The following is a 15831-nucleotide window of genomic DNA, read 5'->3' on the forward strand; positions in this document are numbered from 1 at the left end:
ACCACACGGTGATCTCGGACGTGTGGAGGGATAAAGGGAGGCATGTTCATGCTCACACGTCGTACGTTGATCACCAGAGGTGGCGCCGCGGGCGCAGGAGCCGTGTTCCTGTGGCCGCGCTCGGCCGAGGCCGGCACCGCGGGTCCGGCACTGGCCAAGACCAAGAGCATTCCGCTGGGCGGCGGCAGGATCATCAAGGGCAAATACGTGATCACCCAGCCGAGCAAGGGCGTCTACCGCTGCTTCAGCGCCAAGTGCACCCACCAGGGCTGCGCCGTGGCGAGCGTGAGCCGGGGCACGATCAACTGCCCGTGTCACGGCAGCAGGTTCAGCGCCTCCACCGGCGCGGTGGTGCAGGGCCCCGCCAAGAAGCCGCTCGCCCGTAAGAAGATCAAGGTCTCGAAGGGGGTCATCCGGCTCGCGTGAGCCGCTCTGCTCGCCTGGCGCACACCGCCCGGGTGATGAGGAAGGCGAGCACCGGCAGCACGAAGACGGCCACCCGCAGCACGGCCACGATCAGCTCGTAGGTGCTCTGAGGCACCGTCAGCAGCGCGGCGGGCGCGGGTGGCGGCTGCGGCAGCCCCGGGGCCGTGTGCATCGGGGGCGGGGCTGCCGACACCCACATGCCCGCCCACAGCACGGTGAAGAACGTGATCACCGCGGCGCCCAGCGCCGTGCGCACCGGGGCCTGCGACGGCCGGTCCAGCAGGTGGTGGTAGCCGTCGGCGCCGGTGTAGCGGCGCTCGACGAACGGATAGAGGAACAGCGCGCCGAAGAAGACCAGCAGGATCAGCGGGGGTATCCAGAGCCCGATCTGCAGCACGTACCCGCCGATCGGGATCTCCCACGCGGGGACCAGCCGCTGCGCGCCGTCCAGCACTCCGGCGTACCAGAACGGCTGCGCCGACGGCGGTGCCGCGCCCGGCCGGTACGCGCCGTGCTCCCACACCGGGTTGACCCGCACGAACGTGGCCAGCAGCGCGATGAACCCGATCGTGAACAGCGCGGTGGCGCCGTTCTTGACGGCGAAGTAGGGGAAGAACGGCCCGCCGGTGACCGTGTTCTCGCCGGCGGCCGTCGCGCGGCGCTCGGTGTGCTTCTGCCGCCACGTGAGGATCAGCGCGTGCAGCGGCACCACCGCCAGCAGGATGCCGGGCACCAGCAGCACGTGGGCGACGAACACGCGCGGGATGACCTGGCCGGGGAACGCGCCGTCGAAGACGAAGGCCGACAGGTACGTCCCCACCAGCGGGATCGACAGCAGCAGCGCGTCCGCCTGCTTCAGCCCCGACATCGCGAGCTGGTCGCCGGGCAGCGAGACCCCCAGGAACGACTCGAACAGGGCCAGCCCGAACAGCACCACGCCCAGCATCCACGTCAGCTCACGCGGCTTCCTGAAGGCGCCGGTGAAGAAGACGCGGCACATGTGGGCCACGATCGCCAGCACGAACACCGTCGCCGACCAGTGGTGCAACTGGCGCATCAGCAGCCCGCCGCGCACCTCGAGGCTGAGCTCCACGACCGACTCGTAGGCCACGTCCGGATTCGGCTTGTAGAACAGCGTCAGGAACGTCCCCGTGAGCAGCAGCAGCACGAACGAGTACAGCGCCAGCTCGCCCAGCAGGAACGACCAATGGCTCGGGAACAGTTTGCGCAACTGCGGCCGGAGCCAGCGCCCGAAAGGCAGCCGGTCGTCGAGGTAGATCAGTGAATCACGCGCGGCCTTGGCCGAACCGGCGACGATCTGGGCGCGCCGCCTGGGCTTGGTAGGAGTGGCCATGGGGGCCTCCTGGTGGGGGTGTGAACCGATTGTGCACCCAACCTGGACCTTTCTCAAGAATTGGTTTATACCAATTGGTCTAATCCAATTTTCGGTTGTTCGGCCGTATAATTGGATTAGACCTGTGGTACCCCGTCTACCTGCACAAACGTTGACTTAAGCGAGGAGTGAAGTTTCATCATCAATTCCACCGGTAGAGTCCGGGACAGAGGCGTTGATTGGAGCAGTGGTGGGAAAGTATGTTTACGACTTCACCGAGGGCAACAGGAATCTCAAAGATCTTCTCGGCGGTAAGGGTGCGAACCTCGCCGAAATGACCAACCTCGGTCTGCCCGTTCCCCCTGGATTCACGATCACCACCGACGCCTGCCGCCACTATCTGGCGGAAGGCGCCACGCCGGACGGCCTCGACAAGGAGGTCGCCGAGCATCTGGACGCACTCGAATCCGAGATGGGCAGGAAGCTCGGGCAGGCCGACGACCCCCTTCTCGTCAGCGTGCGCTCGGGGGCGAAGTTCTCCATGCCGGGCATGATGGAGACGGTCCTCAACATCGGGCTGAACGACGAGTCCGTGCACGGGCTGGCCAAGCAGGCCGGCGGCAACGAGCGCTTCGCCTGGGACTCCTACCGCAGGCTCATCCAGATGTTCGGCAAGACCGTGCTGGGGATCGACGGCGACCTGTTCGAGCAGGCGCTCGACGACCTGAAGGGCCGGCGCCAGGACACCGATCTCGACGCGGGCGAGCTGCAGCGGCTGGTCGACACGTACAAGGGGATCGTCCGCGAGCAGACCGGCAGGGACTTCCCGACCGACCCCCGCGAGCAGATGCGCCTGGCCGTCATGGCCGTCTTCGACTCCTGGAACGCCCCGCGCGCCATCCTCTACCGCCGCCAGGAACGCATCCCCGCCGACCTCGGCACCGCCGTGAACATCATGGCCATGGTCTTCGGCAACTACGGCGACGACTCCGGCACCGGCGTCGCCTTCACCCGTGACCCCGGCTCCGGTCGGCAGGGCATCTACGGCGACTACCTGCAGAACGCCCAGGGCGAGGACGTGGTGGCCGGCATCCGGAACACGATCCCGCTCGAGGATCTGGAGCGTCTCGACAAGAACTCCTACGACCAGCTCGTACGGATCATGGAGACCCTCGAGAACCACTACAAGGACCTGTGCGACATCGAGTTCACGATCGAGCGCGGCAAGCTCTGGATGCTGCAGACGCGGGTCGGCAAGCGTACGGCGGCGGCGGCGTTCTGCATCGCCACCCAGCTCGTGGACCAGGGCCTGATCACGCTCGACGAGGCCGTCACCCGCGTCACCGGCGACCAGCTCGCCCAGCTCATGTTCCCCCGCTTCGACGGCGACGCCTCGAAGAAGAAGATCGCCAAGGGGATGAACGCCTCCCCGGGCGCGGCGGTCGGCAAGGCCGTGTTCTCCTCGGAGCGGGCGGTGGAGCTGGCGGAGCAGGGCGAGGACGTCATCCTCGTCCGCCGCGAGACCAACCCCGACGACCTGGCCGGCATGATCGCCGCCAGGGGCATCCTGACCAGCCGGGGCGGCAAGACCTCCCACGCCGCCGTGGTGGCGCGCGGGATGGGCAAGACGTGCGTGTGCGGGGCGGAGGAGCTGGAGGTCTCGACGTCCGCGCGTACGTTCACCGCGCCCGGCGGCGTGGTGGTCTCCGAGGGCGACGTCATCTCCATCGACGGCACGACCGGCGAGGTCTTCCTCGGCGAGGTGCCGGTCGTGGACTCGGCCGTGGTCGAATACTTCGAGGGCGCCGAGCCGGACGACGACCTCGTCCGCGCGGTGGACCGGATCATGCGCCACGCGGACGGGATGCGCAGGCTGGGCGTGCGGGCCAACGCCGACACCCCGGAAGACGCGGCCAGGGCCCGCCGCTTCGGCGCGCAGGGCATCGGGCTGTGCCGTACGGAGCACATGTTCCTGGGCGAGCGGCGTCAACTGGTGGAGGACCTCGTCCTGGCGACGACGGACGAGGAGCGCCAGACCGCTCTGGACGCGCTGGAGCCCCTCCAGCAGGCCGACTTCATCGGGATATTCCAGGCTATGGACGGCGACCCTGTCACCATCCGCCTCATCGACCCGCCCCTGCACGAATTCCTCCCCGACATCGTGGACCTGTCGGTCAAGGCCGCCATGGACGAGGCCACGGACAAGGACCACAAGCTGCTGGCGGCGGTCAAGCGCCTGCACGAGCAGAACCCCATGCTGGGGCTGCGCGGCGTACGCCTCGGTCTGGTGATCCCTGGCCTGTTCACGATGCAGGTCAGGGCCATCGCCCAGGCGGCCAAGGAGGTGCCCGGGGCGCGGCCGGAGATCATGATTCCGCTGGTGGCGGCCGTACAGGAGTTGGAGGCCGTCAAGGAGGACGCCGTCAAGATCCTCGCGGAGGCCGGCGTGGAGGCCCTGATCGGCACCATGATCGAGGTCCCCCGAGCGGCCCTCACGGCCGCCCAGATCGCGGAGGCCGCCGAGTTCTTCTCGTTCGGCACCAACGACCTGACCCAGATGGCCTGGGGCTTCTCCAGGGACGACGTGGAGGCCGCCTTCTTCTCCCGCTACCTGGACCTCGGCATCTTCGGCGTCTCCCCCTTCGAGACCCTGGACAGGGAGGGCGTGGGCCGCCTGGTGCGGATCGCGGTGGAGGAGGGCAGGGCGGCCCGGCCGGACCTGCACCTGGGCATCTGCGGCGAGCACGGCGGCGACCCGGACTCGGTCCACTTCTGCCACGAGGTGGGCCTGGACTACGTCTCCTGCAGCCCGTTCCGCATCCCGGTGGCCCGCCTCGAAGCCGGCCGAGCCGCCCTCGCCGAATCCGACTCCGACACCCGCTGACCCGGCGTTGCCGCCGGAAGAAAACGCAAGGCCCTCACCCAGGGGCGCTACGCGCCATTCGACGACTCGACCCTGCCCCCAGGAACCCCCGAAAACCCCACGGTGACCTGGCTACACGGTGGGCCGACGAACACCCGCCCCGAGCGGTCCTCGCCACCGCTCGGGCGCGCCCATCCGGGGCTCGCGGCTCCGCCCCGAGCCCCGAGGCCAGAGGGCTCCCAGCCCTCTCGCGCTCTCCCAGCAGTCAGCCGAACCCCGCCTCGCTGACTATCCTGACCTGGGGTTCGCCATCCATCCTGGCCCCGGGCGGCCGCACCGGCGACAGCAGGACGGTCGTTTGACCACTGTCCGACATTGGCCGGGCGCGCGGACAATTCTGACATAAACGTCCGGACAATTCCCGCCTGTTGCTCCGGACGATTCTGATATAACTAGCTGGACAGTCCTGATATTGAGGGGTCCGATGGATCAAGATGCGCTCGTCCCACGGCATCTGATCGACGTGATCTGCCAGCGCCTCGCCACACGGCCGGTCATCGTCCTCACGGGCCCTCGGACGATCGGGAAGAGCACTCTGCTCAACACCTGCGCCCGCAAGCATCAGGTTCCGGTCATCGACCTGGACAGCCCGCCGGTACGCCGGCAGGTCGCAGAAGACCCCACTCATTTCGCAGGTGGTCCGCTGGAACCGGTCTGCATCGACGAGTTCCAGCACGTGCCGGAGATCCTCTCCGCCATCAAAGCGGAGCTCAACGTCGACCTGCGACCCGGCCGGTACATTCTCACGGGTTCAACCCGCTACAGCGCGCTTCCGCGCCTCGGTCAGGCGCTCACCGGGCGCGCGCACATCATGACCGTGTGGCCGTTGTCTCAGGGTGAGCTCACAGGTCATCGAGAGACGTTCCTTGACGCGATGTTCGCCGATCCCGGTGCCTTGGTGACGGCGATCCCCTCGAAGACCACGCGTGCCGAATACGAGCGCATGATCCTCACCGGAGGCTTCCCGATGGTGTTGGACCTGCCTGACGCCGAACGCGGTCACTGGTACAAGGATTTCGTGGACATGGTGATCGACCGGGACGTACTGGAGATCAGGAAGGTCAGGCAGCGGCACGTTCTGCCGCTCATCCTGCGTCACCTTGCCGCGCGCACGGCGAGCGTCGCCAACGCCGCCGACATCGCCCAGCAGGTGGGCCTCGAGCAGCGTCTGGTCGGCGATTTCATTTCGTTGCTGGAGTCGGTGTTCCTCGTGCATCGGCTCGACGCCTACAGCCGGACCCTGAGCGGCAAGGTCGGCCGATCGCCGAAGGTTCACCTGATCGACAGCGGGCTCGCCGCGCACCTCCTCGGCATCAGCCAGCGCAAGCTGAATCGACGTGACTCCGCGACGCTGACCGAGTTCGGCAAAGTGGTCGAGACATTCGTGGTGAACGAACTGGTCAAGCAGGCGGGCTGGGCCGAATCCGTCGTGCGGTTCGGCCACTTCCGTACTCGTGATCAGCGAGAGGTGGACCTGGTCGTCGAGTCCGGCGAAGGTGAGGTGATCGGTGTCGAGGTCAAGGCGAAATCCTCGATCGAGGAGGCCGACTTCCGTGGCCTGCGCATGCTACGCGACCACCTTGGCGACGCCTTCGTGGGCGGGGTCCTGCTGAATCTCGGTCAGCAGTCGTTCAGACATGACGACAGACTCTTCGTGATGCCCGTGGACCGGCTGTGGACCCCATCCCCCACCTCCTGGAGCGCGGCATGATCGTCCGCATGGTGTGCGTACCGCGCGATGAGTGGTCGTTTACCATGGCGCGGGAGCCGGCCCGATTCGGTACGGCCCAAGTGAAGGGCGTATCCGGCATCGCGCACGCGGCGGTTGACGGCGGGACGTTGTGCGGCATTCCCGAGCAGCAGATCACCCGTTACCGGCACCTGTTCGATCCTCGGGCCCGCCGGGCATGCCGGGACTGCCGCCGGCGGGCCGACGCCGCCCCGACGCGGCCATGCGTGCAGGAACGCCTGCACAACAGGATTCAGGAGGCCGCTCAGGGACGCGCCCGCGACGATCTGCTGGCCGCACTTTCCAAAGGCGCAGAAGTCGCCTTGTGGATCAACGGTCCATCGACCACCCTGACGAGGAACCACGCGAGGGTGGAGGAGCTGACCGACGGCGCAGGGTCCGTTGCCGATGCTCTCAACGCCACGATGTCGATCGTCTTGGCGTGCGTCGAAGACGGGCCTTGGCGGTTCGTCGTGGTCCTGCCGCAGGACGGCGATCGCCCGCTCGTCGCACGCGGCCCGCGCGGCTCTCACTGATACGTGCAACACCTTGGATCAGACCCGCTCGGTGGGGAGTGGGTTGGGTAGGAGGAGTGCTCCGAGTGCCAGCCCGATCAGTCCGGCGATGACCGGTGCGCCGGTCCACAGCTCGGGCACGGTCGGCAGGCCGCCCCCCGCGACCGAGGCGACCCCGAGGTACAGCGACCAGGTGGCGAACGCCGACAGCCCGGCGAAGGCCCAGTAGGCGGCGCGCCGGTCGCCCGACGGCCGCAGCCGGCGGATCAGCAGGTCGCTCACGAACCCGGCCGCCACGAACGACAGCAGCATCGGCACGTTGCGGAACCCCGTCTGGGCGCCCGGCATGAGCACCATGATCGCGTACATGACGGTCACCGAGCCGAACGGCAACAGCCAGCGGCGCGCCAGGAACAGCACAGGGCTGAGCATGATGACGTTGGTGACGACCATCGAGACGGCCACCCGGTCGGCGCTCGGAGCCACCGGCCCAGGGCCGGCGCCAGGGCCCGCACCCGGGGCGGGGCCGGGGCCAGTGCCGGGGCCGGGGCCCGAGTCCCGCAGCATGGAGAACGCCTGGACGATGCCCTCCGGGCGGAACCGCAGGGCGTTGCCGTACGTCAGGAACAACGACACCAGCGTGGTGGCGAACGCGAGCCCGATCAGCGCCGGCAGCAGGCGGCCGAGCGACGGTCGGGCGCCGACGCCGGGGGCGTTCCACAGCGACCGCAGCGGCGTCGTGATGATGAGCAGCATCGTCACGACGAGGCCGAGGTGCGACGGGCTGAAGAAGATGTCGATGCCCGTCTCGATGCCGAGGACGGTGTGCCACATCATGTCGGCGAACCCGAAGGCGGCGAACGCCGGAACCGCCACCAGCCCGGCGAGATAGCCGGTGGGAACGGCCGCCAGGCCCTGCCGCCCGGCGCGTACGTTGCCCCAGACCTGCCAGATGATCCACCCGGAGACCACGATGAAGCCGGAGTAGAACACCGCGTGCCATGGGGTGAAGAAGGTCTCCAGCTCCGTCAGGTTGCCGTGCGCCCAGGCGTCGATCATCAGCCCGACCCCGAACCAGATTCCGAGCAGCGCCATCACCAGGTCTGTCCTGGGGGACACCCATCCGCGGGGCTCCCCGGTGTCCACCATGAATCGCCGGAGACCGGCGGTGGCGAATGCCATTTCGTGCTCCCTTTCCGTCAGATCGAATGTCGCGGGGCGGACCACGAGGGCCGGGTTCCGCCGGCGGCTCTGGTCCGATGAGCGCGGCGGGCCGCCGCCGACGCCTGCTGAGCCGGGCGGTCAGGCCGCTTCGGCGCTGAGGGTCCGTGCCACGGGACGGCGGGCCGCCAGGCGTGCGGGCAGGGCGGTGAGCGCCGCCGTCGCCAGGAGGGTCGCGAGCGCGGCGCCGAGCAGCCAGGAGGTGGGCGGGTCCACCGCGTTCCTGGCGGCGAAGAACGAGAGCAGGCCGATGCCCAGAGGGACGCCCAGGACGGCACCGGGCAGACTGGGCAGGAGCTGGGCGACGGACAGGCCCGCGGTGATCTGCCCGGGGGTGGCGCCGAGCGTACGCGCGATGGCCATGTTCGCCCGGGCCTCCATGGCGGTGGTCCAGGTGAGCGTGATGGTGTTCACGATGGCGAGCGCGATGAGCAGGATGGTGACGGCGAGCAGCAGCCGGCGGTCGTGCTCGCCGCGCAGGTTGGGCAGGGCGGAGGAGCCGTTCAGGCCGTAACCCCTCTCTGGCTGGACGTTGAGGGCCAGCAGGGCGACGATCGCGATCACCGTGGTGGCGGTGGAGCACGTCTGCAGCAGGGCGCGGCGCGGCCGGCGGGCGGTCAGCCGCAGCCCGAGCAGCAGCGGCGTGGGCAGCAGCGCGGACAGCGCGGTGAGCCAGGGCCGGTGACGGGGCTGGTGCGCGGTGGCGGTCAGCGCCGTGACGGTCGCCGTGCGCATGGCCCGCAGCGTGGGGCGCAGGGTGGACAGCGCCGCCACGAACACGGCGAGGACGGTCGTCGCGACCACGGTGGCGCCGGTCAGCCCGGCCGCATCGCCGATCCGGCTGGCGGTGGGGCTGGCGATGGCGGGTACGGTCAGGCCGGCGAGCGCCAGGCCGAGCGCGTCGGCCAGCAGCGCCAGCGCCAGGTACTCGGTGAGCAGGACGGCGGCGATCAGGCCGGGGGTGGCGCCGACGGCCTTGAGCAGTCCGGCGCGGCGCGTCTGCTCGGCGGCGCGTCCCGCGGCCAGCGCCGCCACGCCGGTGACGGCCAGGAAGCTGAGCAGCCAGCTACCGATGACCAGGATCGGCTGGGTGTTTCTGAGGATGACCATGTCCTGGTCGGCCGTGAACTGCCAGGTGTGGAAGTTCACCCTGAGGCTGGGGACGCGGTGGGCCTCCAGGAAGGACTCCGCCTTGGCGGGGTCACGCAGCTTGAGGTCCACGGCCGTGCTCACCGGGAGGTCCCGGGACGACGCCAGCGCCCGCGCATCCGATCGGGTCATCCAGGCCAGGCCGCTGTAGTCGCTGGGACCACCGCCCGGCCCGATCTGCGCCGCCCAGGGGTAGATGGAGGTGGCCGCGGTCACGGCGATCCCGACGACGGGGTACGACCGGCCGGCGATGGTGACGCGGTCGCCGACGCCGGCGCCCAGCGCGGTGGCGAAGCCGCGTTCGAGGACCGTGCCGCCGGAGCGGACCCACTGACCCGAGGTCAGCAGCGGCCGGTTGAGCGCGCCGGGCGTCTCGCCGAAGCCTTGCACCACCACCGGGGACGAGGTGGAACCGCGCGTGGTGAGAGTGGCGTAGACGATGCGATAGGGGCCATGGTGGGCGACGATCTCGGGCTCTTTCGCCAGTGAGGTCAGGGCCGAGGTCGCGGCGGGGCCCGAGTCGCCGGAGAGGGCGACCACGTCCGGCCCGGCGGTGGCCGCCCGGGTCTGCTCGTACAGCGTCTGGTTCGCCCCGCCCAGGGACAGGCCGAGGGCCAGGGTGGTGGTGGCCGCCGTCACCGCGAGCACGAGCATCGCGGCCTGGGCCCGGTGCCGGCGGACGTCGGCCAGGACGAGCCGGAGGATGAGTACGGTGCGGCCCATGCCGTTCAGCCCTCCAGCCCGATCAGGCCACCGAGCCACCCGGTGCCGGTGCCGGTGCCGGCCAGCCGGGTGTCGTCCACGAACATCCCGTCGCGCATCGACACCAGCCGGTCCGCGGCGGCCGCCACCCGCTCGTCGTGCGTGACGATCACGAGCGTCTGCCCGGCGGAACGCAGGTCCTCGAAGATCCTCAGCACGTCGAGGGTCGCCGCGGTGTCGAGGTTCCCGGTCGGTTCGTCGGCCAGGACGACCAGCGGCTCGTTGGCCAGCGCGCGGGCGATGGCGACCCGCTGACGTTGCCCGCCGGACAGCTCAGAAGGCAGGTGCCGGGCGCGGCCGGTGAGCCCGACCCGGTCCAGCAGGAAGCCCGCGCGCCGCCTGGCCTCCCGTCGCGAGTGCCCGGCCAGCAGCGCGGGCAGCTCCACGTTCTCGGCCGCCGAAAGCTCCTCCATCAGATGGAACGCCTGGAAGACGAACCCCAGCGACCGGCGCCGCAACCGTGCCAGAGCCCGCTCGCTCAGCGTGTCGACGCGCCGTCCGGCCAGCCACACCTCCCCGGCGGAGGGCCGCTCCAGGCCGCCCAGCAGGTGCAGCAGGGTCGACTTCCCGCAGCCGCTGGGCCCCATCACGGCCAGCGTCTGCCCCTCGGGCACCTCCAGGTCGACCTCGTCGACCGCGCGGACCCGGCTCTCCCCTTGACCATGCTCCTTCACCAGGCCGCGGACCCGGACCACAGCACTCAACACGTTCACGCATCCTCAGCTTCGTCATCGACCTTGGACCAGGCCCGCTCGCAGGCGTCCAGCCACTGCAGATCCGCCCGCAGCCGCAGCGCGACCCCTTCCAGCAGCACGACCGCGGCCGACCCCGCCGGCTCGGCCAGGGCCGCGCGCTGTGCCTCACCCAGGCGGCGCAGCAGCTCGCGGCGCTGCGCCGCCACCAGCTCGACCGGGTCGGCCAGCCGGGTCGCGTTCGCCGCGACGAGCTTGAGATGGAACTCCGCGAGGTCCGGTTTCGGCCAGCCCACCTCGGTCAGCCAGGCGATCACCCGCTGGTGCCCGGCCGCGGTGAGCTCGTAGATCTTGCGCTCCGGCCGATCGGGCAGCCCGGCCGCCGGCTCGCAGACGACGAGGCCGGCCTTCTCCAGCCGGGCCAGGGTCACGTAGATCTGACCGGGGTTCATCGACTCGCCGAGCGGGCCGAGGCTCGCCCGCAGCCTGCCGCGTAGGTCGTACCCGTGCGAGGGCTCTTTGGCGAGCATCGCCAGCACCGCGTCCTGCACTCCATCCCCCTAACGGTTAGCCAATAGATAGCGGTTAGCCGTAAAGGTGTCAAACGCCGGCATGGAAAAGCCCGGCCCGCCGTCCGAGGACGGCGGGCCGGGCCGCAGGAGGGAGGTCAGCTCACGGTCACGGTGTGCAGGAGCTTGTTGAAGCCGGTCGCGGCCTCCCAGGTGCCCTCGTTGGCGACCCGGATCGCGTACTCGGGGCGGGCCGAGAGCAGCGGGTCGGGCAGGTTGAGCAGGAGCGCGTAGCTTCCGGCGGGGATGGACGCGGGCAGGGTGAGCGTCTGGCTGATCGTGTTCGTGGCTCCGGCCGCCCACCTGCGCGGGTCGGCGTTGAGGGGGAGGCGGTACACGGCCGAGGTCGAGGTGTCGCGCAGGACGAGTTCGGCCCCGCGCGGGTTGAAGGGGGCGGCGTAGCCGTCGTTCTTGACGGTGATGCTGATCGGCAGCGCGCCGCCGCGGCTCGCCGTGCTCGGGTACGTGCCGCTCTGGAGGGCGAAGCGGTAACCGAGGCTACGGGTGATCTCGGCGAGGCAGCCGCCGGTGTTCCAGCCCGCGAGGACACCGGTGTGGTAGTCGGTGTTCAGGTAGGAATAGTGGAAGCGCGACAGCTCGTCCTTGGCCGTCGGGCAGTCCGAGCGCGGCGGGTTGGGGTTGCAGGTCTCCCCGCCCATCGCCAGGTACGCCGTCTCGGACTGCAGATACGGATACTCGACCGCGGCGTTCTCGTACGTGCCGTAGTCGTCGGGGCTGGCCAGGAAGCAGTCGTTGTGATGCCCCAGCCGCGCGACCGCCGAGCCGTTGTAGGCCTGGCCGGAGGTCACCGGCGTGGTGGTGTACATCGTGCGCTTGATCTTCGGCGTGCGGAGCTGCACCATCCGCGTCGAGGGCAGGACGCTGAGGATCTTGTCGACCACGGCCTTCCTGTTGGCCCAGTCGGCCGCGGTCACCGTGCCGGCGTTGCCGAAGTTCTGGGTGTAGTACCACTCGCCCCACGCCCCGATGAACCCGGCCTGCATGAGGTAGATGACGTCCTTGTTGGCACTCAGGTAGGGCGCGAGCTGGTTCAGGTGGGCGAGCACCTGGGTCTTGGAGGCGTCGGCGCCGTCGGTGGAGGTCGTGTACGCGAAGCGCAGGATCATCTTCAGGCCCGCCGCGCGTACGGTGTCGAGCTGCTGCTGCAACTGGTCCAGCGCGGCCTGGCTGATCGCGGTGGTCCTGAACTCGGCGAGGTAGAAGACGCACATCACCAGCGAGATGTTCTGACCGGTGCGGTAGCCCTGAAGGGTGGCGAGGGAGAAGTCGTTCTTGTCGCAGTCTCCGGTGTGGTGGTAGAGGCCGCGCTCGGGGTTGGCGATGTCCGCGGTGGTGGGCGTGTACGTCACGGAACCGCCGCCGCCCCCGCCTCCGCTGTAGACATGGGTGAGCTTGGCGGAGGTCTCCAGCGGGGACTCGACCTGGAAGACGAGGTCGGCGTCGTTCGGCGTGGCGGTCTCACCGAGGTCCGCCCGCGGCACCGTCCACCGGGCCGTGCCGCCGGACGCGGAGTAGGTGACCGTGCCCACCAGGGTCCAGCTCCAGCCGGAGCCGTTGTGGCGGTAGAGGGAGGCGTTCTCGAGTAAGAAGTCGGCTCCGGCGCCGCCCTGGGCGAAGCCGGTGGCGGGGTTGCGGTCGGTGTCGACGTACGCGCGCGCGTAGGCGGGACTGCCGGTGTAGCTGAACTGGTACGTCACCGTCGTGGCCGTGTTGGTGGCCGACGGACCGGTGATGGCGGCCAGCGCCGCCGAGGGTGCGACGAGGACGGACGCGCACAGGAAGGCGAGGAGGGTGAGGGCGCGTGCGAGCTTTGGCATGGGGCTCCTAGGCAGACCGGCGGGGAGTGTCGGACTTGCGACTAATCATGGAGTCCATGCAAATTAAGTCAAGCCCCAAAGCAAGGAACGCGCCCAAAGCTCCTCGTCGCCCTTCAATATTCAGGGAGTCCTCGGTAATGTGGGCCTCAGTCTGGAGCAACGACGAGTCGCGCCGCCCGATCCCATCCGCCCACGATCACCGCCCCGGGCCGCGCCTGCGAGACCCAGGAATCCGGCACGGTGGCCAGCGCCAGCACCCGATCGTACGGCCCCCGCTCAGGGCATCCGCGTCTGCCGCCGCCGACGATGAGATGCGGCCGCACCCCCGCCGCCGCGAGATCCCGGCGAGCCCGCTCGGCCACCTGCGCGTCCTCTTCGATGGACGTCACGCTTCCGCTCTCGCCGACCAGCCGGCAGAGCAGCGCGGTCAGCCACCCGCTGCCCGTCCCCACCTCCAGCACCCGCTGGCCGGGGCGCGGGTCGAGCAGCTCCAGCAGATCCACGACCAGGGCGGGGGCGGGATTGACGCAGGAGTAGCGCGTGCCGCCGATCCCCTCGTCGAACCGGGTGACGATCGGCTTCCCGGAGTAGACGGCGTCCCACCAGGCGGGCGGGTCCAGGTCACGGTCGATCGGCGTGCCGCTGTCGTCGTCGTGGAGCACGAGGCCCGCCGGGGGCACGAACCAGTGGCGCGGGACCTTCCGCAGGGCCTGCTCGATCGGCCGCGCGGCGGGGGGACGCTGGTCGGCGATGGTGGCCATCATGGCCTCGAGCCGCCAGGCGATGTGCGGCAGCATCACGTGATCCCGGCGCCGGTGACCAGGCTTGCCGCGTAGCTGTCATAGCTGCCCACCAATGCCTCCTCCGCGTCAGGTGAACGCTATGGGTGACCGTATGGCTACAGATCGCACTCCGGCAAGGTCGTCGGCGGAAACCGCGCGAGCGCGTTTCCCGTCGCCGTCCTGCCGCCTCGCCGCCCGCGTTGGCCATAGAGGCACAATTCGCCGCTCCCACCCCGCCGTCGGGCGAGCGGGTGCGGGCCGCCCGCGACCGGGTGGCGCGGCACCGCCCGGACCACGCCCTCCGCTGAACGGCCGGTCAACTGGCGGAGGGCGCGGGGGAGGGCTCGATCGCGGGGACGTAGTCGTGGCGCATCCCGTGGTCGCCGAGCCACTGCCGCAGCCCGCCCACCGCCGCCGGATTGGTCGCCACCTGGGCCGCGTACTCCGACAACGCCACCTCCTCCCCGTCGTCGAACAGCAGCTTCGCGGGGCCCGCCCACGACAGCGTCCACTTGGCCTCGCCGAGCTGGATCAGCACCGCCTCCAGCGCCTGACCCAGCACCCCGGCCAGCAGCGTGTCGGACGGGTTCCAGCCCTGTTCGAGCAATTTGCCCTCCAGCTCCGCCTGCCGGCCCCGCGCGATCGCCTCGAAGGCGGCGTCCAGGTACGGCTGCGAGGCCCCCATCACCTGCTGGCCCGCCAGCGCCAGGTCGTGCAGGGCGTCGGCGTTGCGGCCGGCGTACATGCCCCGCTCGATCAGCTCCTCCCACGACACCGGCCGCAGCGAGGCCAGCGCCTGCGGCGACCACATCGACTGCTCCACCGCCTGCACCGCCACGTTCGCGTCCAGCAGCAGCGTCAGGGCCGAGCGCGGGTCCGGTACGTGCTCCGGCTCCGGCAGGTGCTCGATGGCCGCCAGACGCTCGGCCAGGCTCGGGTGGGAGTCGTAGGGGGACACCTCCTCCGGCTGCTCGCCCAGCTTGGCCAGCTCGGCCTGGCGCTCCGGGTCGCTCATCAGCGCGTGGAAGCCCCCGAACACCGTCGCGGGGCGGGCCCCGCCGACACCTGTCAGGGAGAGGTAGTTGTTGACGTACAGCTCCCAGCCCAGGGCCGTGGAGTGGATCTTGCGCAGGGCGCCGCCCATGGCCTGGCGGCCGCCGATCGCGACGGCGAACTGGTCGGCCTCCAGCTCCTGCTTGCGCGAGACGCCCTGCGAGACGCGCAGGTAGAGCTTGGCGTACCAGGTGAACAGGCGCTGGATGAACGGGTGGTTGCGCAGGCCCTGGACGGTCGCGATGAGCGAGACCCGCCCCCGGTAGACCGGCGCGCCCAGCCGCGTGTGCGCGCCGCTGTAGTGGCCGAGCTCATGCCCGAGCACCGCGCGCATCTCGTCGACCGTGAGCGTCTGCAGCAGCGGCAGCCCGATGAACATCCGCCGCCGCGTGGCCTTCAGCCCCAGGAACCGGGTGTCCTCCGAGACGGCCGCGTTCACCTCCGCGACCAGGCGGATCTCGTCCGGCGGGGCCGTGCGCACGCGCTGGGCGAGCTCCTCGACCGTCTGCCACAGCATCGGCTCGTGCTCGCGCCCGACCGGCACGCCGGGCTGCTCGCCGTCCCGGCGGCGGCTCACCGTGATCAGGGCCCGGACCAGCGCGGCCGCGATGAGCGTGAGCACGATCGCGGCCTTGACGGTGTTGGCGTGGAAGTCGACGAGAAGCAGGACGTCGAAGAAGATCGCGGCCACCAGGAAGAGGCCGACCAGCACGTAGAAACCGGCGAGCAGGGCGAAGGCCAGCACTGCTCGGAACGCTGTCGTCATGGGGTGAGGGCTCCCGGGGAAGGGGTTCTCGCGAGGCTTGACACTAGCGGAGACGGGAAACTGGATAAAATCA

Annotated in this window: 12 protein-coding genes; 4 read left to right on the forward strand and 8 right to left on the reverse strand. The window is 70.0% G+C overall.

Annotated elements, in window-relative coordinates; all coding sequences use genetic code 11:
• Positions 1-48 precede the first annotated feature (48 nt).
• Positions 49-426, forward strand: a complete 378-nt coding sequence (locus AB0I15_RS09575; protein WP_358092290.1) for a Rieske (2Fe-2S) protein — start codon at positions 49-51, stop codon at positions 424-426.
• Here the strand turns inward: AB0I15_RS09575 and AB0I15_RS09580 are convergent.
• On the reverse strand, positions 410-1780 hold the full coding sequence (locus tag AB0I15_RS09580) for a cytochrome b N-terminal domain-containing protein (RefSeq protein WP_358092292.1): 1371 nt from the start codon (positions 1778-1780) through the stop codon (positions 410-412). The genes AB0I15_RS09575 and AB0I15_RS09580 overlap by 17 nt on opposite strands.
• Before the next feature lie 229 nt (positions 1781-2009).
• Between AB0I15_RS09580 and ppdK the strand changes: the two genes are divergently transcribed.
• From ppdK to AB0I15_RS09595, 3 genes are all read left to right on the forward strand, one after another.
• Positions 2010-4643, forward strand: a complete 2634-nt coding sequence (gene ppdK / locus AB0I15_RS09585; protein WP_358092294.1) for a pyruvate, phosphate dikinase — start codon at positions 2010-2012, stop codon at positions 4641-4643.
• A 463-nt stretch (positions 4644-5106) separates the two neighbouring features.
• Positions 5107-6393, forward strand: coding sequence for an ATP-binding protein (locus AB0I15_RS09590; RefSeq protein WP_358092296.1), 1287 nt, complete (start codon positions 5107-5109; stop codon positions 6391-6393).
• Complete coding sequence (locus tag AB0I15_RS09595; protein ID WP_358092298.1) at positions 6390-6947, forward strand: hypothetical protein; 558 nt, start codon at positions 6390-6392, stop codon at positions 6945-6947. The genes AB0I15_RS09590 and AB0I15_RS09595 overlap by 4 nt, the downstream gene beginning before the upstream one ends.
• Before the next feature lie 18 nt (positions 6948-6965).
• Here the strand turns inward: AB0I15_RS09595 and AB0I15_RS09600 are convergent, their stop codons facing one another.
• From AB0I15_RS09600 to AB0I15_RS09630, 7 genes are all read right to left on the reverse strand, one after another.
• Positions 6966-8108 (reverse strand): hypothetical protein, encoded by a 1143-nt coding sequence (locus AB0I15_RS09600; protein ID WP_358092300.1) that lies wholly within the window; start codon positions 8106-8108, stop codon positions 6966-6968.
• 120 nt (positions 8109-8228) lie between these two features.
• Complete coding sequence (locus AB0I15_RS09605; protein WP_358092302.1) at positions 8229-10019, reverse strand: FtsX-like permease family protein; 1791 nt, start codon at positions 10017-10019, stop codon at positions 8229-8231.
• A gap of 5 nt (positions 10020-10024) precedes the next feature.
• The gene (locus AB0I15_RS09610; RefSeq protein ID WP_358092304.1) at positions 10025-10771 is read right to left on the reverse strand and encodes an ABC transporter ATP-binding protein; all 747 of its coding nucleotides are present in this window, start codon (positions 10769-10771) and stop codon (positions 10025-10027) included.
• Entirely contained in the window at positions 10768-11301 is a 534-nt protein-coding gene (locus AB0I15_RS09615; RefSeq protein WP_358092306.1) for a PadR family transcriptional regulator, read from the reverse strand. Before AB0I15_RS09615 ends, AB0I15_RS09610 begins: the two co-directional genes overlap by 4 nt.
• 116 nt (positions 11302-11417) lie before the next feature.
• Positions 11418-13157 (reverse strand): DUF4832 domain-containing protein, encoded by a 1740-nt coding sequence (locus AB0I15_RS09620; RefSeq protein WP_358092308.1) that lies wholly within the window; start codon positions 13155-13157, stop codon positions 11418-11420.
• Between the two features lie 146 nt (positions 13158-13303).
• Positions 13304-13954, reverse strand: coding sequence for a methyltransferase domain-containing protein (locus AB0I15_RS09625; protein ID WP_358092310.1), 651 nt, complete (start codon positions 13952-13954; stop codon positions 13304-13306).
• A gap of 301 nt (positions 13955-14255) precedes the next feature.
• Positions 14256-15758 (reverse strand): M48 family metallopeptidase, encoded by a 1503-nt coding sequence (locus tag AB0I15_RS09630; protein WP_358092312.1) that lies wholly within the window; start codon positions 15756-15758, stop codon positions 14256-14258.
• Positions 15759-15831 lie beyond the last annotated feature (73 nt).

Source organism: Nonomuraea sp. NPDC050643, from assembly GCF_040654715.1.
In the GTDB taxonomy this organism is placed as follows: domain Bacteria; phylum Actinomycetota; class Actinomycetes; order Streptosporangiales; family Streptosporangiaceae; genus Nonomuraea.